The organism is Candidatus Palauibacter soopunensis (genome assembly GCF_947581735.1).
In the GTDB taxonomy this organism is placed as follows: domain Bacteria; phylum Gemmatimonadota; class Gemmatimonadetes; order Palauibacterales; family Palauibacteraceae; genus Palauibacter; species Palauibacter soopunensis.
This window is the reverse complement of the sequence record NZ_CANPVT010000002.1, coordinates 106,510-122,443: the sequence shown is the minus strand read 5'-3', so window position 1 is coordinate 122,443 and position 15,934 is coordinate 106,510. Positions and strand designations below refer to the sequence as shown.

The following is a 15,934-nucleotide window of genomic DNA, read 5'->3' as shown; positions in this document are numbered from 1 at the left end:
CCGACCGCGACCACGCTCACGCGGGGTCGCCCTCGTACACGAAGCGTTCGACCGCGCCGTGGATCCGCGACACGGTCACGTCGCTCGGCGGAAGCGTGAACCGGCTCACCACGAAGGTCACGATGAAGTTCACCAGCAGTCCCCACACGCCGCCGTGCAGGCCCAGGGGATGGGGGACGAAGATGAGCGTGACGCACAGCGTCGCGAGACCCGCCCCGATGCCCGCGATCACTCCGGCCTTCGTCGTCAGGTGTCGGCCCGGGAAGCAGACCCCGAGGACGGCCGGCATCAGTTGCAGCGCCCCGGAACCCGACAGGGCCACGAGTTGCACGAGGAAATCGAACGTGCTCACGGAGAGGAAATACCCGACGGCGAGGAGCGCCACGACGATCAGCCGACCGATGAGGATGTAGTGATTCTGGCTCGCGCCGGCGCGGATGTAGCGCTGGTACACATCGCGCGTCAGCACCGTCATGTTCGCATGCAGCATCGAGTCGAGCGTGGACATCGCCGCCGCCGTCGCGCCGGCCAGAATCGCGCCCGTGAGCCAGGCCGGGGCGTACGCGAAGAGCATCTCCGGGAAGATCCGGTCCGGAATCGCGATGTCCGGCATCACCAGTGCACCGCCGAGGCCCACGAGCGCCGCCGGGATGTAGAGCGTCATGAGGTAGATCGGCGTCGTCGCGCCCAGCAGCTTGATCGTGCGGGCGGAGACCGCGGTGTAGTAGCGGATGAAGAGGTGCGGCTGGAAGATGATCCCGAACGACAGCACGACGATCATCCCGAACCACATCCCCGGCGTGAAGAACCCCTCCGGCCCCGGAAGCGTCAGCAGATCGGGCCGCTCCGCCGCCACTTGCCGCCACAGCTCGAACGGTCCGCCGAACAGCTTGAAGGCGAGCACGAGGGCGCCCGCCCACACGGCGACGTACATCCACACGCCCTGGATCACGTCCGTCCAGTAGACCGCGCGCAGTCCCCCCGCGATGAGGTAGCCCGCGGCGACCACGAGCAGGATCAGCGTCCCCAGTTCGAACGAGATCCGGTCGCCGGACGCCACCGAGAGGATGTAGCCCAGCCCCACGGCCTGGACCTGGATGTAGAGGATCGTGAACAGCACCGACACGATGGCGGTCACGACGCGCACGGCATCCGACTCGTAGAAGTCCGCCAGGAGATCGGCCGGCGTGATGTAGCCGAACGTCTTCCCCAGCGCCCAGATCCGGCTCCCGAGCACGTAGGTGATCCCGCCGACGAGCACCGTCCACGCGCCTGCCGCCCAGAACCCGATCCCGTGCGTGTAGAAGAAACCGCCCGAGCCGAGGAAGGCGAACGCCGAATGGTAGGTCGCGACGACCGTGAGATAGAGGACGATGAACCCGGCCTTCCGTCCGTAGAGGAGGAAGTCCTCCAGGTCCACCGACATGCGCCGGTTCGCGATCGCCCCCAACACGATGGTGGCCAGGAGATACACGAAGATGAGACCGGTCGCGACGACCCAGGCCTCCATCAGAGCCCTCGCCTCTGCACCTGGATCAGTACGCCGATGAGGAGGATGTAGACGACGAGCAGGTACACGTAGAGGAAGGGCAGGCCGCCGATCCACGGCTCCACGCGGTTGCCGATCCAGTACACGAGCGGCGGTTGCGTGAACGCGAACAGGACGAGGAAGAGGGCGACGAGCCGGCGGCCCGTCGGCGTTCGCGGCAGGAAGTGCGACCGGAAGCGTGTCATGACCGCCAAACTATTGGCCGGTCCGCACCAGCGGCCAGCCGTGGCAATCCGGCGTCAGCGGTCCGCGTCCTCGCCCACGATCGTCACGTCGAAGCGGTCGAGCACGAGGTCGATCGGATTCGCGATCGTGAGCCGGCCGTCGCCGGCGAAGAGCAGCGCGACCGGCTTGCGGTCGTCCGGGCCGGCGTTCCGGTCGCGGTCCAGATCGCGCGCCACGATCAGGGAGCCGGAATCGCCGCCCTTGCTGAAGTTGCAGCACACCATGATCTGACCGACAAAGCGGGCCACCTGCGACCCGGCCGACCCGTAGGTCACGTTGATCGACGCGTTGACCGCCTCCACTTCCCCGACCGTGAGGCGCGTCGTCCGCCCGTACTTCTGGACCCCCAGCCCCGGCTTCGCCGCCATCGTCGTGCTGCGCGGCGACCCATAGCCCCCCACCGGCGTCTCCGGCAGCACTTCGTCCGTGCGCGCGATCGCCGCATCGATCCGGTTCGACGCAAACGGCGACAGAGCCACCGGCTCGAACTCCGTCAACGTGCCGATCGCGTCGCCCGGATCCGAGCCGCCATCGACGGGGCCCGGCTGCAGGAGAACGTCGCCCACCTGTCCCTCGCCGCCCGGCACGAACACGTGCCAGTTGCTGAGTGCGTACCGGCGTTCGCCATCGGTCACGACGGCGCCGATCGTGCCCGCCGTGGAGCGGGTGTGCCCCGTGGACACGCCCATGGGCACCGGCCGATCGAAGCGCCCCGTCGGCACCGGCCCTTCGTCCGACGCAACCGGCGCGACGGGCTCGGGCGGCAGAACGCGGAACGGGCCGGCCGGCTCGACGGTGACCGGGAAGAGACCGAGCGCCTCCGGGATGTTCTGCAGGCCAGGCGATTCCGGGGACGCGGCGGGGTCGACGAACACCTTGATCGTCGGCATCCCCGCGCCTGAGAAACCGATCCCCACGCCGACCACGCCCGGAACGGCGAAGAGCATCGATTCGTTGTCGCTCTGTACCTGCATCGCGGCGGTCAGCAACTCCTGGGCCGAGGGGCCCGGGGGCCGCAACGGCGGACGCGTGGGAAGCCGCGGCGGAGGCAGCGTCGGGGGCCGCGTCGGCCAGGATGTCAGCGTCCAGTGGATGCTGACTCCGACGCATGTGGCGGCCGCGATGGCGAGCGCGAGAACGAGGTTTCGCCGCGGCGTCATCGCCCGTCCTCTCCGCCCGTCACGCGCTGCCGGCCGATGGGCCCGCCGGACCGTTCCCCTGCGCCCGGAACGGCCCCCCGCCGACGACCCGCACCGGGTGTCCGTCGTAGCGGTCGGGGATCGATTTCCGGGAAGAGGACCCGGAGAGGTAGACCTTCAGGCACGGGTCGCCGTTGTCGGCCCCGATGCCCACGGCGGATACGTCCTTGCGCGAAAGCAGCTTCTCGGCGAGTCGCTGCTGCGCATCTTCGATCGAGCGTTTCATGCGCCTCCTTACGAGAGTCCCGCTCCGCGGGTGTCGCCGTGGCGGCAAGCCGTCGCGCCGCCGGTGAAAGGATCGCCGCTTCACGGAGTCCCCGCGAGCGGCCGGTGCCGGTAGACCACTCCGCGCCGCATCACGAGTACGACATGCTCGAGGGCACCGATATCGGCCGTCGGATCCCCCGCCACCGCGATCACGTCGGCCTCGAACCCCGGCGCGAGCGTGCCCACCGTCTCCTCGAGCTCGAGCGAAGCCGCCGCCAGGCTCGTGGCCGAGACGATGGCATCCATGGGGTCCTGTCCGCCCTCACGCACCCTGTACACCAGTTCCGTCCAGTTGCGCCCGTGCGCTCCGGCCACGGCGTCGGTGCCGAACACGATATCGAGCCCTTCGACATCGAGCGCCTCGCGGAAGGCGGCGAGCGCGATCGGCACCGCCGCGCGCATCTGACGGAATCCGTCTTCCGTGTAGTTCCCGATGCCGAGGTAGCGGTCCTGATTCACGAAGTAGTTCTCGAAGATCAGGTGGGTGTGCGGATCGTAGTAGAGCTGGCGTTCGGCCAGGAGTTCGAGCGTTTCGCGGTCGAGGAGGGCGCCGTGCTCGATCTGCCGGCAGTCGGCGAAGGCCGAGCGCCGCGCGCTCTCGGGACCGTGAGCGTGGACCACGGCGCGCAGGCCACGCTCGCGCGCCTGGCCGCAGGCGGCGTCGAGCTGCTCCTGGCTCAAAGTGGGGGTGCCGCCGACCCTTATGCTGGCGGATGCGAAGATCTTGATCACGTCCGCGCCCGCCGACGCCAGCTCGTCCACGCGGGCCCGGATTTCCTCCGGTCCGCCGCTCGCGAGCGTGATGGGCTCGATCGACGTGAGGACCCGCGGTCCCGGCAGCGAGCCGCGCGCGATCGCGTCCCGGACGGGCACGTCCTCGGGTCCGCCCAGGCTCTGCACCGTCGTGACGCCGCTCGCGAGCATGTTCCAGGCGTTCTCGGCCGCATAAAGCACGCGGTCCCCCGCCGTCTCCGTCGACTCCGCGCTGCTCAGCCGCCCCGTCGTCGCGTCGAAGTGCCAACCGAGGTGGACGTGCGTGTCGATGAGCCCCGGCAGCACGGTCGCCCCCGGAAGTTCGTATACCACGGCGCCCTGCGTGGCCCCCGCCTCGGCGATGGCTTCGATCCGCCCGCCGCGCACCACGAGTTCCCGGCCCGTGAGCACGGCACCGCGTCCGTCGAGGATCCGGTCCGCCCGGATCACGACGGCCGCGTCGGGACCGGCGGGGTACGGATCCGAAGCGTCCTGCCCGCCGTCCGTCGCGCACCCGCTCACGATCGGGATCGCGAGGCTGAACACGGCGGCCGGGCGGGCCATCGAAACTCCGTGGCCTCGCATCGAACCAGGGGCACGTGGCGGCATGACATCCTCCGGAGCGCGAACAGGATCGTGGATGCGGAGTCCCTGGGCGGGACCCCAGAGAGACTAGTTGCTCGCGGGTGGCTCAGGTAGGATCACCCCAAACGTGCGAAACCCCCGCAGCCACGCGCTGCCAGACCCCGAGGAATCCATGCTGAACGTGATGCACGACTCCGGCCGCCGGTCGCGCCGCTCCCCAGGTCGCCACGCCGTCTTCGCCTTCGTCATCGCGTCGGCGCTGCCAGTCGCGCCCCTCGCCGCGCAGGATGACGCCAGGGACGAAGTCTCCGCGACCCTCGACGCGCTCCACGAGGCCGCCTCGGAGGCCGACTTCGACCGCTACTTCAGCCTCTACGCCGGCGAGGCCGTCTTCCTCGGCACCGACGCGACCGAGCGGTGGACGCGCGAAGAGTTCATGGATTACACGAAGGCCCGCTTCGACACGGGCACGGGCTGGACCTACCACATGCTCGAGCGCCACATCGCGATCGCGCCCGGCGGGGGCACCGCCTGGTTCGACGAGCGCCTCGAGAACGCCAACCTCGGCGAAACGCGCGGCAGCGGCGTGCTCGTGATGGAAGAAGGGGCCTGGAAGATCGCGCAGTACAATCTCACGATCCCGATTCCGAACGAGATGGCCCGCGAGGTCGCCCAGCGGATCCGGGCCCTGACGGGCGGCTGAGGGGCTGCCGAGGCCCCGGCTGAGGCGTGGGACGATGGGCTGCGCCGCCGGAGGGCGGTTCCGGCTTCTACCGGCGGTCGGCGAGCGCGCCGCTGGCGTCGATCGTGACCTCCAACGGGGTAGGCGTGTCGAGCGGCGTAACCGTCTCCGAGCCGTCGGGCCAGCGAACCCGGACGGCGGTCGGTTCCGCCGCGAATCCCATCACCTGAACCGGATCGTCCTGCGACCAGTAGCCGCCGCCCGCCCGCACCTCCCGTAACGGACCGAGCGCTCCTCCGCCGTACTCGAGGCGGATGGCGGCGCCGATGGCGGCCGGGTTGCCGGCGCCGCCACGCAACCGCACGCGCAGCCCGGGCTTCGCTCCCGCGTTCCGGTACAGTTTCGTCCCGCCCGCGTTCTGGCCGATGAGGACGTCCACGCGTCCATCTCCATCGTAGTCCGCGAAGGCCGCCCCTCGCTGCTCGCCGTACACAGCGATGCCCGACCGCTGTCCGGGGACCGGCGTCAGCGCCCCCGTCCCGTCGCCGCGCAGCCACAGGCCGCGGCCCCCGTCGTTCCGGTCCGCCTCGGCGCGCAGCGCAAACAGGTTCTGACTCAGGAAGACGTCCTCGTGCCCGTCCGCGTCCATGTCGGCCACGCCCGCGTGAAAGGCGGGCGACAACTGCGCTTCGCGCGGCAGATCGACCGCCTCGAACGACCCCCCGCGGTTGATGAACACCGTGTGCGCCAACGTCGTCGCCTCGACCGTCGGCAGGAGATCCGCCGGTTGTTCCAGGATCTCGTTCACGCCCAACTGCCCGTAGTGTTCGAACCCCTGGATGCGGCCGCGAAGGAAGGGGAGGCCGCCAGCCAGCGTGAGGAGTCCCCGCACCGGCACCATCGAGCGCGTGAACTCGTCGTAGCGCGCCTCGATCACATCGCGGAAACCATCGTTGTCTAGATCCGCGTGATAGGCGGTCGCCGGATGCTCGGGACTCGCGGTGAACTGCGAGTTGAGGCCCCGGTTGGAGGCGATGAGGTCGGGTAGCTCGTCTTCGTTCAGGTCTCCCGTCGTCACTCCGTTCCACCACCCCGTCCGGGACTCGAGTCCGAAGGCGGCGGTCGCGTCCTCGAATCGTCCGTCGCGATTGACGAGGAGCCGAACGGGTCCCCACTCGATGGCGAGCAGAAGATCCGGGTCTCCGTCCGCATCCACATCGCTGAAGACGGCGCCGGACACGAGGCCCACGTCGGTCAGGACCGCCGCGTTCGACTCGTCGAGGACATAACGGCCGCCCTCGTTGAGGAAGAGGCGAGAGGTCGCCGCGGCCGGATACTGGCCGGGGACCACCCGGCCGCCCGCGAAGAGATCGACATCGCCATCCCCGTCGTAGTCCGCCGCCGCGAGAGGGCCGGTGCTCGACTCGGCTGCCGGGAGCGTCTGCACCTCGCGGAGCGCCGTGCCGGAGACCCGCAGCGCCGTGGCCGAGGGGGCCGCCCGGTCGGTGCCGTCGTACGTCGCGGTTCCGACGACCACCGTGGCGCCGGCCCGGCCGGGGACGATGACGAGGCCCGTCTGGTCGCCCGGGGATGGCGCCGGCCCGGCCGCCACGCCGCCACGCGCTCCCCGGTCCGGCGAGAACCCGCCCTCGCCGTCGCCGAGGAAGACCGAGAGGCCGGCCCCGCCCCCGCCGCCGACCAAAGCGTCGGTGTCTCCGTCACCGTCGATATCGCTCCACGCGACGCCCGGGCCGCCCTGGCCCAGGCGCCACGTGATGAGCGGCTGCTGCGCGAAGTCGTCGAACGCGTTCTCCCGGTGACGGTGCCCAAGCAGCTCGGACACGTCGTCGAACAGCGGCGCGTCCGATTCCGCCGTGCCAGGAGCCGCCGCCGCGCCGCCGGCCGCGGGCTCCCGGATCTCGTAGATGCGGTTCGCGCGGACGCCCTCCACCAGGCTCACCGTGCCGTCCCGCCACGCGACCTCGATCGTCATCTCGCCCTCGCCGGCGGCGAAGGTGGCCATCGCCTGCGAACCGGAGAGGTACAGACCTCCCGCGACGATCTCCTTCGTCTGCGCCGGAAACCTGCTCCCCGAGAGCCGGACCCGCGCGCCGATGCCGGCCGTGTTGGGTCCCCGACCGGCGAGCCGCACGGCCACGCGCGGCGCCCGGCCCACGTTCCGGTACACGCCCGCGGGCGCCAGCAACCGGTTCGTCACGATGTCGAGATCCCCGTCCCCGTCGAGGTCCGCCGCCGCCATCCCGTGCGTGATGTCCTCGTCCCCCGCGAACCCCCACGCCTCCCCGACCTCCTCGAAGGTCAGGTCTCCGCGATTGCGAAAGGCGATGTTGGAGAGGCGCAGCGGTGGGAAGCCGAGGATCCGCTGCCGCCAGTCCATCGACCCCACACGCTGCGCCGCGTCCTTGTCCATCGCGTCGTAGAAGTGCCCGGTCCCCACGAGCAGGTCCTCGAACCCGTCGAGATCGACGTCCACGAACGTGCTCCCCCACGACCAGCCGGACGCGTCGAGGCGCGCGAATTGCGCCGCCTCCGTGAAGGTTCCGTCCCCGCGGCTCACGTAGAGCGTGTTGCGCGGCTTTTGCGGCCGGTTCCCGAACCGTCCCGCGAACGGCCGGTCGGGCTCGCCCCCCGCCATCTGCTTCATGCGCAGCCGCTGCTCGCGGCTCAGCATCTCGACCACGAAGAAGTCCGTGAACCCGTCCCGGTCCACGTCCGAATAATTCACGCCCATGGACGCGAAGCTCGTGTTCCGCATGGCGAGCGAATCGAGCATCCGGAAACGCCCCGTCCCGTCGTTGATCCAGATGTGGTCCGGGCTGTGGAAGTCGTTGCAGACGTACAGGTCGGGATCCCCGTCCCCGTCCATGTCCTGGAAACGGGCCGCGAGCCCCCACTCCAGCGGCTCCGTCGCCAGGGGCCGGCCCGCCTCGTCGAGGAACGCGCCCTCCGTCCACGACACCGGCGTGAACCGCCCGGATCCGTCATTCAGGTAGAGCCGGTCGGGCTCCGCGAGTTCGAGCCGGGGGACCATCCCCTCCTGGACCTCGCCGAGCGTGAAGTGTTCCCGCCACTCGGAAAGGATCTCGAACCCGTTCTCCGTCTGCCGGTAGATGTTGCTCGGCTGAAGAACTTCGGGCGGGAAGAGATCCTGCACGGTCGCGACCTTGTTGTTCACCACGTACAGGTCGAGGTCCCCGTCCCCGTCGATGTCGGCGAGCGTTATCGACATGCTCCCGAGCGTCGAGGAGAGCCCCGCCGCCTCCGTCTCGTCCGTGAAGTGCCCCGTCCCGTCGTTCAGGTAGAGGGCGTTCGGTCCCCCGAGCGCGTTCACCAGGAGGTCGAGGTCTCCGTCGCCGTCCACATCCGCGAACGCGGCGCCCGTCGAGAAGCGGTCCGACGCCGCGACTCCCGCCTCCTCGGCGATGTCCTCGAAGCGCCAGCCGCCCAGGTTCCGGTAGAGCCGGTTCGGCCCATCCATCCCCGCGAAATAGAGGTCGACGCGACCGTCACCGTCCGCGTCCCCCGCCGCGACGCCGGACCCGTTTAGGTAGTGGCTGTTCTCGATGTACTGCTCTTCCGTCACCACGTTCTCGAACGAGATCCCGGTCTCCGACGGGTCGAGTCGTTCGAATCCCGGCTCGTCGTCCCCCGACACCCGAAGCTCGGCCCAGCGGTACCCGTCCTCCTCGATCCAATCGAGCGTCCCCGGCCCGCACGCGCCGCAGAGTGCGGCCGCCGCGAGCAGCGTGACGCGTACGAAGGGCCGGGCGTCCTGCTGAAACTGGGGCATGCGCCTCGCGAGGGTTCGGGATCGACTCGCTCCGTACACGAGACACAACGAGCGAGCGCGCTGTATCATATCACGTGCCTATGCTGCGGGAATGCGTACCCACGTTCCCCCGAACCGGGGGAGGAGGAAGTCACATGAAGCCGAGGTTCATCGCCACTCTCGTCGTCGCCGGGGCCCTGGCCCCCGCAGGTCTGTCGGCCCAGGATGGCGTCATCCCCGGTCCCGGCGGGCCAGCCGAAGCGTCGCCGGTCTCCGCGGTGACGGATCCGATCACCATCCGGGACGAGATTCTCGACCACTTCCAGCGCTCGAGCTACAAGATCTCCGAGCTCGCGCGCGTGATGCCCGCGGACAAGTTCTCGTGGGCGCCCGGCGAGGGCGTGATGCAGGTCGGCGAGGTCTACATGCACATCGCCCGCTACAACTTCATGTACCTCGACCAGAACCTGGGGATCGCGCCTCCGAACGGATTCGACTACGCGGACATCGAGGCGATCCGCGACAAGGAGAAGGTGCGCGAGATCCACGAGATGTCCGTCCGCCACGTGATGGAACAGGTCGGCGCGCTCACCGAGGCGAAGCTCGATGGCGAGACGGAACTGTACGGCCGAACCGTGCAGGGCTGGGCCGTGCTCCTGCAGCTGGTCTCGCACATGAACGAACACGTGGGCCAGTCCGTCTCCTACGCCCGCATGAACGGCATCGTCCCCCCCTGGTCGAACTGACGCGATGTTGAGGCGCGGGGCCGCGATGTCGGCGGTCGCGATCGGGGTGTGGGCGGCGGCCGGAGGGTGCGGCTTCGCGACGGATCCGGCCGAGAGGCCGCTGGAGGGGACCTGGCTCGGCGCGGTGAGTCTGATCGACGGGGGAGGCGTGTCCTGGCAGCTCTGGCTGCGGGAGGACGGGCAGGGCAACGTCTCGGGCCGGGTCAGCCGAACGGACTTCCGCCGCCTGCCCCACCCCGCCGAGCAGGTGTTCCCCGGCACCGTGAGCGGCGTGCACGAGCCTTCGAGGGTCCTCTTGACGCTCGACTACGGCGAGTCCTCGGAGCGCTACGACGGTCGCATCTGGTCCGACGATCGCATCACCGGGCTCATCGAACGCGGCACGACCGTTCTGAACATCGGCACGCTGGAATTCCGCCGGATCGGGCAAGGTGTCGACGGATGACGGACGAAGGGCGACGGCCCGACATCATGGAGTTGATCGCCCGGGCCCCGTGGCGCGAGGCCGTGACGTACCGCGAGACGTGGCCCCATGAGTACGTCGTGAGCGGGAAGGACGAGCAGCAGGAACTCCTCGCCGCCTTCTGCGAACGCATCCGGCGCGGAGAGGGCGTCACCTGCCGGTTCTTCCACCAGACGCGCGAGTACCTGTTCCTCGGCGACTACAAGTACTGGACAATGACGGAATGTCCGGACATGGACATCGACGGCGGCGACTACGTCCTCAACCGCGCGCTTCTGTACCGGGACCGCCGCGACTTCGAGATCCGCCGCGGCGACACCGGCAAGCGCGACGACTGACCCGCGGCCGGCGCCACGATTGCCCCCAACACGGAGCCCGGATCGGCGGCCGCGTCGCGTTCTCGTCACCGGAGCGAGCGGATACGTGGGTGGACGGCTCGTCCCGGCCCTCGAGGCGCGCGGCGAACCCGTTCGCTGTCTCGCTCGTAACCCCCGGTACCTCGCCAACCGGTTCTCGGGCCGGACCGAGATCCTCGCGGGCGACGTGCTGGATCCCGACTCGCTAGTCGAAGCGCTCCAGGGCGTGGACACCGCCTACTATCTCGTCCATTCGATGGGATCGAAGGCCGACTTCGAGGAACAGGACCGCCTCGGTGCCGGCAATTTCGCCCGTGCCGCGCGAGTGCGGAGCGTGCGCCGGGTGATCTATCTCGGCGGTCTCATCGGTGACGGCGAGCTGTCGCCTCACCTCGCCAGCCGGCGGGAAGTCGGCCGCATCCTCGCCGCCGAAGGGCCGCCCACGCTGGAGTTCCGCGCCTCAATCATCATCGGATCGGGGTCGCTCTCCTTCGAACTCCTGCGGAGCCTGGTCAACAAGCTGCCGTGCATGGTTACGCCGCGCTGGGTCCGGACGCCGGCCCAGCCCATCGCGATCGACGACGTCATCGCCTACCTGATCCACGGGCTCGATCTCGACCTGGAGCGCAGCGCGGTGTTCGAGATAGGCGGGCCGAGACGGGTCACCTACGGCGAACTGATGCACGAGTACGCCCGCCAGGTCGGCGTGCGGCGCGTAATGGTCCCCGTCCCCCTCCTCAGCCCGCGACTCTCGAGCCTGTGGCTCGGTCTTGTCACGCCCGTTTACGCGCGGGTGGGCCGGAAGCTCGTGACCAGCCTGCGGAACCAGACGGTGGTGCGCGATGCCGCGGCCCTCGACCGTTTCCCGGTCCGTCCCCTCGATGTGCGCGAGGCGATCGAGCGGGCGCTGAGCGAGGAAGACGGCGCGATGGCCCGGACCCGGTGGAGCGACGCCGTCTCGTCAGGCGGCGGGCAGCCGCTCTGGGGCGGGAAACGCGTCGGTTCCCGGATCGTCGACCGGCAGCAGGCGATGGTGGAAGTCGGTGCCGAGCGCGCCTTCGCGCCGATCGAGCGCATCGGCGGCACGAACGGCTGGTACTACGCCAACTGGCTGTGGGTGCTGCGCGGATCCGCGGATCTCCTCCTGGGCGGGGTCGGCATGCGGCGCGGGCGGCCGCATCCGACTGAGCTGCGCCCCGGCGACCCGCTCGATTTCTGGCGCGTAGAGGCCGTCCAACCCGGCCGCCTGCTCCGCCTGCGGGCCGAGATGAAGGTCCCGGGACGCGCCTGGCTCCAGTTCGAAGTCGAACCCCTAAAGGTAGGCAGCCGGATCACGCAGACCGCTATCTTCGACCCCCTGGGCCTCGGCGGCCTGCTGTACTGGTACCTCCTCTACCCCATCCACCGGCTGATCTTCCGCGGCATGCTCCATGGCATCGTGCGGCGCATCGATTCGGCGCCCGCGAGGGATCCGGAACCTCGAGCAAAGCGCGAGTAGCTACCAGAGACGATCCAGACCGTAGCGGTCGAATACTCCGTCGATCGAGATGATCGGAAGGCCGCGCGCGAGAGCCTGTGCTGCGAGCATTCGGTCGAAGGGGTCCCGATGGGGGCCGGGCAGGCGCCCCGCGCGTTCCCCGTCGCTAACGCTGATGGCAAGTTCGCTGAACCCCTGATCGGATATGCGGCCGGCCACATCCAGGGCCACTGCCTCGCCACCCGGCAGTCGGCCGATCCGGCGCTTCGTCGCGATTTCCCACGCGGAAGCTGCGCTGACGGCGATGTCGTTCGTCTCGTCCGAAATAAGACGGCGAGCCTTTCGGGACAGCCGCCCGCTGTCCGCGATCCACCAGAGAAACGCATGCGTGTCCAGCAACACGCGCACCGCTATCTGCCTTCCCAGGCGGCCAGTTCCTCGTCCGGCAGCGGGTCGAAGAAGCTGTCGGGGATCACGATCCGGTCCCTTAGAACATCCGGTTGGCGCTTGCCGGCCGGCTTGCAGGCCACCAGCCGTGCCACCGGCTCGCCGCGGCGAGCGATGACGATGTCCTCTCCAGCTTCCACCTGTGCCAGAAGGCGAGACAACTGTGTCTTGGCTTCATGAACGTTCACGACGTGCGACATCTCCCCTCCGGAACTCAGTATCTAGCTAATAATCTAGCTAAGTCGCGATGCGGATCAAGACGCCCGGCGTTCCGGAAGAACCGGGCGAAGCGTCGGCACCGAGGCGGGCGCATGGTTCCCTCCGCCGGGCGAGCATTGCAGGTTACCGCGCCCGCTGGACCGTCACCGCCCGGAAGGCGGCGACCGCGCACCTACAACGGAGTCTCACATGATTGCTCAACAGACCCTCATGCAGTTCGACCACATCGTGACGGGCTGTCGCGCCACGCTGGAAGCCGTGCCGGATGACCGCCTCGACTGGCGTCCGCACGAGAAGTCGTGGACGCTCGGCGAGTTGGCGACCCACGTCGCCATGCTCCCCAACTGGACTGTGGCGACGCTGACCATGTCCGAGTTCGACGTGGCTCCGGACGGCGATGGCCCGCCGCAGAATCCCGAACTCAAGTCTTCGGCCGAACTCGTCGCGGCGCTCGAACAGAGCGCGGCCGCGGCGCGGGAGACGATCGAGGCCACCTCGGATGAAACCTTCGCCGGTTCGTGGACGCTGAAGGTGGCGGGCGAAGATCGCTTCTCGATGCCCAAGGCGGTCGTGATGCGGAGCTTCGTCCTCGACCACCTGATCCACCACCGGGCGCAATTGGGCGTCTACCTGCGGCTCCTCGACGTGCCCGTGCCCCAGATGTTCGGGCCCACGGCGGACTATCCGGATATGTGACGGGAAGGGGCGGCGCCCCGGTCAGTCCAGCAGCTTCAGCCAGCTCCGCAGTTCACTCGCCTTGTCGGCCTGGCGGCTGATCGATTCGCGGTTCACGTCGTTCAACTCGGTGGGACCCCGGTCGGGAACGGCGCCCGCCTGCTCCGCCGCGGCGTACGCCTCCTCGGCGTTCCTGAGCGCATCGACGAAGGCCCCGGCCGCCCGGTGCACCAGGGCTGCGGCGTCCGTCTTCGACTCCCGGGCCGTTTCCAGCCGTTCTTCCGCCCTCTTCACCGCGAGAGTGGCGTTGGCCAGCGCCCGGTAGGCCGCGTCGTACGCCTCTTCCTTCGACATCGCCTTCCGGTAGGCGTCGAGGGCTCTCTTCGCCGGATCCTTCATCTCCCATCCCCTTTACCGGTGCCGCGTCCCACTGGCCCCTCGCGGGAAGATAGCGCGGGAGTTCGACCGCCGGATACCTCGAATCGAAGTCCGGCAGCCCGCAGCAGGGCTCTTGCCACGGGCTGCTAGGGAAAACGGCTTCGATCGATGTCGGGGATGATCCGGAGCGCGTTCTCGAAGTAGACCTTCCGCAGGACCTCGTCCGGCAGGTCGAGGCCGTACATGCGCCAGAAGGCGTGGTACCTGCGATAGTAGGGGAAGTACTCGTCCGCGGTCTCCAGCACCCGGAAGTACGTGGGATACTCGTCCGGCGCCCAGGAATCCTTCCCCATCAGGATCCGGTCCTGGTACTCGATGAAGAACTCGCGGGCGAAGCGGGGCTGCCGGCCCGGCTCGTAGATCACGGCGCCGAGTCCGACGTTCATGTTGGGGATCTCGTCCAGGAGCTGCCCGAGGCGGCCGAGATCGTGGCCGAGCCACGCGAGGTGGGCGGCGATGAACGTCGTCTCCGGGTGCCGGCGGAACATGTTCAGCTGCTCGCCCAGCACCACCTCGAAGGAGGGCGGGCCGCTCTGGCGGCGCCGGGGCCGCACGCGAAGCTCGAGCCAGCGCTCGTTGCGTTCGTCCATCGGCTCCCAGAACGACGCCGGGTCTCCCGAGTGGATGAGGACGGGGATGCCGAGTTCTCCCGCCTTCGCCCAGATCGGGTCGAGACGGGGGTCGTCCACCGGGACGCGCCGGTCGGCGGCATCGGTCAGCCACAGCCCGAGGTTCTTGAAGATCTTGAGCCCGCGGGCGCCGGCCTCGACATCGGCCTCCAGCCGGGCCGCGGCGAGCGCGCCGAACTCGGGGTCCCCGATGTCGCCGAAGTCGACGTTCGCGAACACGACGAAACGGCCGGGATACGCCGCCTCGAAGGCCTCGATCTGCCGCGCGAGCTGGGGGCCGGTGCCGCCGCTCAGGTTGACGCCGACGGCGAGGTTGAGCGCGTCCATGTCGCGCACGAGCTGGTCGAGCTGCGCCCGCGGCATCGTCCCGTTGAGGTGCAGGTGTACGTCCACGAAGGGGAAGGCGGCCCGCGAGACCGGGTTCTCGGGCACGACGAGCGTCGAGCGGGGGTCGTACGCCTCGACCGTCATCGGCGGCGAGGTGTCCGGCGGCACGGGCGGCGGGCCGCGTCGCGCCTGAGCCGCGGCCGGCGTCGCAGTCGCCAGCATAATCGCGATCGTCATCCCCGTCCGCGCGTCCCTCATCCCGTCGTCTCCATCTTCAGGTTCGAACCAGGGTCCGAAGCGAAGCTACGCCTCGAAGTGCGCGGCCATGCGGTCCGCCAGCGCCGCGATCATCTTCTCGCCGAGTTCGGGCGTCGCCCCCCGCGCGTCGCCGAGGATGCCGTTCGGCGTCACGCTCGCGAACCCTTCGCTGAGCACGCGCCGGATGAGTTCCGGTTCCTCTTCGGGCGTCGTCAGGCGTCCGCACTCGGCCAGTTCCTCGCGGACGATCCCGTCGTACATGGTCATCATGATCGACGTCTCCGCGATGTCCGCGTGGCCGCCGACACGGTTCCCGAAGCCCGCCTCCGCCTCCGCAACCTCACGCCAGACGCCGATGACCTCGGCCAGGTCCGCGTACACGTCCACGGAACAGTCGGGCCCCGCCGCTTCGTTGAAAGAGTCCCGCGCCTCGGCAAGCGGGGCGAAGTTCCCTCCGTGGGATGGGATGAAGCAGACGCGCCGGAAGCCGTGGTGCGCGAGGCTGACGGCGTAGTCCCTGCAAACCGCGAGGAAGGTCTCCTTCTCGAGGGAGACGGTGCCGGGGAACGCCATGTGATGCGCGGACCAGCCGACCCGGATCGTCGGAGCCACGAGCGCGCGCCCGAGCCGCCGGGCGATCTCGATCGCGAGCCGGTCGCCGTGCTCGGCGTCCACGAACAGCGGCAGGTGCGGCCCGTGCTGCTCGATCGCGCCCGCCGCGACGACGACCGTCGTGATTCCCCCCTCGATCGCCGCCCCGATCTCGGGCGAGGTCATCCGTTCCATCCGTATTTCGGCAGCCATTCGGGTGACGCTCCGGCTCGCTGGGGCAGGAAGGCGGCAGGACCC

Annotated in this window: 17 protein-coding genes; 6 read left to right on the top strand and 11 right to left on the bottom strand. The window is 69.4% G+C overall.

Going from position 1 to position 15,934, the window contains the following annotated elements; genetic code table 11:
* Positions 1 to 16: 16 nt before the first annotated feature.
* The 5 genes from RN901_RS00840 to RN901_RS00820 form a co-directional block, all read right to left on the bottom strand.
* Positions 17 to 1,510: a sodium:solute symporter family protein gene (locus RN901_RS00840; protein WP_310754835.1), complete on the bottom strand. Its 1,494-nt coding sequence runs from the start codon at positions 1,508 to 1,510 to the stop codon at positions 17 to 19.
* Positions 1,510 to 1,734 carry a hypothetical protein gene (locus tag RN901_RS00835; RefSeq protein ID WP_310754833.1) on the bottom strand — a complete coding sequence of 75 codons (225 nt, stop codon included), beginning with the start codon at positions 1,732 to 1,734 and terminating at the stop codon, positions 1,510 to 1,512. The genes RN901_RS00840 and RN901_RS00835 overlap by 1 nt, the downstream gene beginning before the upstream one ends.
* A 54-nt stretch (positions 1,735 to 1,788) precedes the next feature.
* Entirely contained in the window at positions 1,789 to 2,934 is a 1,146-nt protein-coding gene (locus RN901_RS00830; RefSeq protein ID WP_310754831.1) for a hypothetical protein, read from the bottom strand.
* Between the two features lie 19 nt (positions 2,935 to 2,953).
* Positions 2,954 to 3,199 (bottom strand): hypothetical protein, encoded by a 246-nt coding sequence (locus RN901_RS00825; RefSeq protein WP_310754829.1) that lies wholly within the window; start codon positions 3,197 to 3,199, stop codon positions 2,954 to 2,956.
* 80 nt (positions 3,200 to 3,279) lie between these two features.
* Entirely contained in the window at positions 3,280 to 4,557 is a 1,278-nt protein-coding gene (locus RN901_RS00820; RefSeq protein ID WP_310754827.1) for an amidohydrolase family protein, read from the bottom strand.
* A 193-nt stretch (positions 4,558 to 4,750) separates the two neighbouring features.
* On the opposite strand from RN901_RS00820, the gene RN901_RS00815 reads away from it, so the two are divergent.
* A complete protein-coding gene (locus RN901_RS00815; protein WP_310754825.1) occupies positions 4,751 to 5,281 on the top strand; it encodes a nuclear transport factor 2 family protein in 531 nt (176 codons plus the stop codon).
* A 67-nt stretch (positions 5,282 to 5,348) separates the two neighbouring features.
* Here the strand turns inward: RN901_RS00815 and RN901_RS00810 are convergent, their stop codons facing one another.
* Complete coding sequence (locus RN901_RS00810; protein ID WP_310754824.1) at positions 5,349 to 9,071, bottom strand: FG-GAP-like repeat-containing protein; 3,723 nt, start codon at positions 9,069 to 9,071, stop codon at positions 5,349 to 5,351.
* Between the two features lie 134 nt (positions 9,072 to 9,205).
* On the opposite strand from RN901_RS00810, the gene RN901_RS00805 reads away from it, so the two are divergent.
* Genes RN901_RS00805 through RN901_RS00790 form a run of 4 tightly spaced genes read left to right on the top strand, consistent with a single transcriptional unit; the run spans position 9,206 to position 12,113 of the window.
* On the top strand, positions 9,206 to 9,796 hold the full coding sequence (locus tag RN901_RS00805; protein ID WP_310754822.1) for a DinB family protein: 591 nt from the start codon (positions 9,206 to 9,208) through the stop codon (positions 9,794 to 9,796).
* Between the two features lie 4 nt (positions 9,797 to 9,800).
* Entirely contained in the window at positions 9,801 to 10,241 is a 441-nt protein-coding gene (locus tag RN901_RS00800) for a hypothetical protein (protein WP_310754821.1), read from the top strand.
* Positions 10,238 to 10,597 (top strand): hypothetical protein, encoded by a 360-nt coding sequence (locus RN901_RS00795; protein ID WP_310754819.1) that lies wholly within the window; start codon positions 10,238 to 10,240, stop codon positions 10,595 to 10,597. The genes RN901_RS00800 and RN901_RS00795 overlap by 4 nt, the downstream gene beginning before the upstream one ends.
* A gap of 19 nt (positions 10,598 to 10,616) precedes the next feature.
* Positions 10,617 to 12,113: an SDR family oxidoreductase gene (locus RN901_RS00790; protein WP_310754817.1), complete on the top strand. Its 1,497-nt coding sequence runs from the start codon at positions 10,617 to 10,619 to the stop codon at positions 12,111 to 12,113.
* Here the strand turns inward: RN901_RS00790 and RN901_RS00785 are convergent, their stop codons facing one another.
* Positions 12,114 to 12,500: a type II toxin-antitoxin system VapC family toxin gene (locus RN901_RS00785; protein WP_310754815.1), complete on the bottom strand. Its 387-nt coding sequence runs from the start codon at positions 12,498 to 12,500 to the stop codon at positions 12,114 to 12,116.
* Between the two features lie 2 nt (positions 12,501 to 12,502).
* Positions 12,503 to 12,739, bottom strand: a complete 237-nt coding sequence (locus RN901_RS00780) for a type II toxin-antitoxin system prevent-host-death family antitoxin (RefSeq protein WP_310754813.1) — start codon at positions 12,737 to 12,739, stop codon at positions 12,503 to 12,505.
* Positions 12,740 to 12,947: 208 nt separating this feature from the next.
* Between RN901_RS00780 and RN901_RS00775 the strand changes: the two genes are divergently transcribed.
* Complete coding sequence (locus RN901_RS00775) at positions 12,948 to 13,454, top strand: DinB family protein (RefSeq protein ID WP_310754811.1); 507 nt, start codon at positions 12,948 to 12,950, stop codon at positions 13,452 to 13,454.
* A 21-nt stretch (positions 13,455 to 13,475) separates the two neighbouring features.
* Here RN901_RS00775 and RN901_RS00770 read toward each other — a convergent pair whose 3' ends face one another.
* From RN901_RS00770 to RN901_RS00760, 3 genes are all read right to left on the bottom strand, one after another.
* The gene (locus tag RN901_RS00770) at positions 13,476 to 13,832 is read right to left on the bottom strand and encodes a hypothetical protein (protein WP_310754809.1); all 357 of its coding nucleotides are present in this window, start codon (positions 13,830 to 13,832) and stop codon (positions 13,476 to 13,478) included.
* A 125-nt stretch (positions 13,833 to 13,957) separates the two neighbouring features.
* Positions 13,958 to 15,085 carry an amidohydrolase family protein gene (locus RN901_RS00765; protein ID WP_310754807.1) on the bottom strand — a complete coding sequence of 376 codons (1,128 nt, stop codon included), beginning with the start codon at positions 15,083 to 15,085 and terminating at the stop codon, positions 13,958 to 13,960.
* A gap of 45 nt (positions 15,086 to 15,130) precedes the next feature.
* Positions 15,131 to 15,862 (bottom strand): creatininase family protein, encoded by a 732-nt coding sequence (locus RN901_RS00760; protein WP_310754805.1) that lies wholly within the window; start codon positions 15,860 to 15,862, stop codon positions 15,131 to 15,133.
* Between the last annotated feature and the right edge of the window lie 72 nt (positions 15,863 to 15,934).